The sequence below is a fragment of the Micromonospora sp. NPDC003776 genome (assembly GCF_053605645.1).
The window spans coordinates 1-3,098 of record NZ_JBSGJR010000706.1; the positions used below are offsets into that span (position 1 = coordinate 1).

The 3,098-nt window shown below is 77.8% G+C and carries 2 protein-coding genes; both read right to left on the reverse strand.

Annotation, left to right across the window (positions count from 1 at the left end; translation table 11 throughout):
- Positions 1-2,021 (reverse strand): DUF3488 and transglutaminase-like domain-containing protein (locus tag ACWEVO_RS33685; protein WP_452311462.1); only part of this gene is annotated, 2,021 nt, incomplete at its 3' end.
- 107 nt (positions 2,022-2,128) lie between these two features.
- On the reverse strand, positions 2,129-3,098 hold a 970-nt coding region (locus tag ACWEVO_RS33690), incomplete at its 5' end, for a DUF58 domain-containing protein (RefSeq protein ID WP_452311461.1).

Here is a 3,098-nt window from a genome sequence, read left to right on the forward strand (position 1 = left end):
CGGCCCGGGCGCGGCGGACCGCGTCGGAGACCGCGGCGACCGCCTCGGACTGGCCGACCACCCGGGCCCGCAGCGACTCCTCCATCCGGAGCAGCCGCGAGGTCGTCGCCGGCCGGGTGACCGGACAGCCGCAGCGCGTCGGTCAGCTCCCGCCAGGCGCCGGCGATGCGCCCGCCGGGGTCACCCCGGTACAGCCGGGCCCGGGTCAGGTTGCGGCGCAGCAGCGCCAGGGCCAGCAGCCCCAACCCGGCCAGCAGCAGCAGGCCGCCAACACCGCCGCCGACCAGCACCGGCGTACCCGGGCCGCCGCGACCCTTCCGGGCCGGCGCGGCCTCCACCGGGGCGGTGGCGGTGGGCTCCACGGTCGGCTCCGGCACCTCCGACGGCGGCGGATTGTCCGGCTGCTGCCGGAAGTCCTCCTCCACCGGGCGGGGTTCCTCGTTCGGCCGGGGCATCGGGTCGAACGGCACCCAGCCGGCGCCGTCGAAGAGCACCTCCGGCCAGGCGTACGCGTCCGCGGCCCGCACGGGACCGTCGCCCTGGGGTTCGAAGCCGACCACCACCCGGGTGGGCAGGCCGGCCAGCCTGCCCAGCACCGCGAACGCCGCGGCGAACTGCTCCGAGGTGCCCCGCTGCCCGCCGCCGTTACGCGGTCCGAAGAGGAAGAACGCCAGGTTCGGGTACGCGTGCCCGCTCGGCGCGTCCGCGGTCACCCGGTAGTGCTCGGCGAGGAAGTCCTGGATCGCGGTGGCCCGGGCGTACGGGGCGCCGTTCTCCTCGGCGAGCTGGGCGGCCAGCCGGCGCAGCTGCTCGGGCGCCCCGTCGGGCACCCGCAGTACCCGGGCGACCGCGTCACCGGCCGGCACGTTCGCCGTGGCCAGCAGGTTCACGTCCGGCCGCTCTCGCACCGAGGTGACCGTGTACCGCAGCCCGGGGGCCAGCCCCTCGGGTCGGATCAGCGTCCCGGTCGCCGGGTCGTACGCCACCCGGGCGCCGGACACCTCGCGCGGGGTCGGCACCGCCGGCAGTAGCCGCCCGGTCAGGTCCGCCACGGTGATCTCCTGGCGGACCGTGTCGGTGTCGGCGCCCGGCGCCGGCTGCGCGGCGGGCAGGATCCGCCCTGCGTTGCGGTAGGTGGCCCCGACCCGCCAGGTCACCCCGTCGTAGTCGCTGAGCACGGCCAGCCGGATCCGGGGCACCGCGCCCGGCGTCCCGGCCACCTCGGTCCGTACGTTCAGCAGCCGCTGGTCGGGGTTGAGCGCCCAGCCGGAGATCCGGATCAGTGGGTTCTCATCGAGGGATTCGACCTGCGGCGGCTCCACGTACCGGCGGGGGTCTACCGGGCGGTCGTGCACCTGACCGGCGACGACGGGGGCGAGCAGGGCCGCCACGGCCACCACCACCGCCACGCCGGCCGCGCCGGCGGCGAACAGGCGCAGCCGTACCGCCGCGCGTACCGCCGGCGCCAGCCCGGCCGCGGGATCGATCGCCGCTGGCTGCGGCGACCGGGCGGACGGCACCGCCAGTCCGGCGGCGGCGACGGCGGCGAAGAGCACCGTTGGCCCGATCGCCGGGTCCGCGTTGGGGCCGACCACGTAGAGCGCGCCCGCGTACAGCAGCGCGGGCGGCAGGTAGCCCAGCAGCACCCGGCCGGTGCGCAGCGCCACCTCGGCGGCGGTCAGCCCGGTCAGCCAGGCGGCGACCAGCGGCACGAGCACGGTGTCCGGTGCCGGCTCGACCGGGATCATCGCGGTGAGCAGCCGGGGAATGGCGTTGCGGGCGGCGTCGGCGGCCACCGCGCCGAGGCCGCCGGGCAGCGCGGCGTGGTCGGCGGCCAGCTTCAGCGACAGCACCGTCCACCCGGCCAGGCCGGCCACCGACAGGGGCGCGACCAGCCAGGACGGCAGTCGGCGGGCGGCGACGCTGACCAGCACCGAGCCGATCGCCGCGCCGACCATCAGGCGGGTCAGCAGCTGCCCGGCGTACACCCGGCCCAGCACCACGCCGGCCAGCGAGATCATCACGATCAGGGCGAGCGGCACCGGTACCGCCCGCAGCACGCGTTCCACGGCCCGCCGCGGCGGCCGGCCGGCGGGCGTGTCCGCCTCGGGCGGTGCGGGAGAGAGCGTCACCATCGGCGGATCCCGTCCCACTCGGCGGCGAACTCGGCGCCGTCGGCGGCGTCCACCACCGTCAGGCCCGCCGCGCCGGCCGGCGTCGGCCCGGCCGCGCCGAACACCCCCACCACCACCGACGGGTACGGGCCGCGCAGCGCGCCCACGTGCCCCAGGTCGCCGCGCGTGCCCGGCCCGGTGAGGAAGACCAGCGTGTCGCCGAGCCGTTCCTGCCGCAGCCGGCTCATCGCGGTACGCAGCACATCCGGCCCGCCCTCGCTCAACTCGACGGCGGCCAGCCGGTCCAGCGGCGGCCCGGCGCCGCGACCGGCGTCGTCCTCGGCCGGGGCGACCAGCAGCAGGCTCACTGGCAGGTCCTCCCGGACCGCGGCGACCACCACCGACGCGGCCGCCTCGCACGCCGACTCGAACGACTCGGCCACCCCGTCCGCCCGGTCCGGGTGCGCTACCGCCCGGTTGTCCAGCACCACCACCAGCCGGGGCAGGCTGGTGTCCACGTTCTCCCGCACCATCAGCTCGCCCACCCGGGCGCTGGTGCGCCAGTGCACCCGGCGCAGCTCGTCGCCGACCACGTACTCGCGCAGCGAGTCGAAGGTGATCGAGCCGTGCGGGACGCTGTCGACGCGCCCGTCCAGGCTGCGCCCCGCCCCGGTCGGCACCGCCCGCAGCGGGTGAATGCGCGGATGCACCCACACCGGCACCGCGTCCCCGTACGAGCGGGCCAGCGCGACCAGCCCCAGCGGGTCGCGGCGCGTCACCCGCAGCGGCCCGACCGGCACCACCCCACGGCGGTGGGTCGGCACGGCGTAGCCGACGGTCGTGTCCCGCCCGGGCCGCAGCCGCAGCAACGGGACCGGGACCAGCCGGCCGCCGCAGCGGTCCTCGGCGACCAGGTTCGCCGCCCGCAGCCGCCCGGTGTTGCGCACGGTCACCGTCATGGCGGCGGGCTCGCCCCGGGCCACC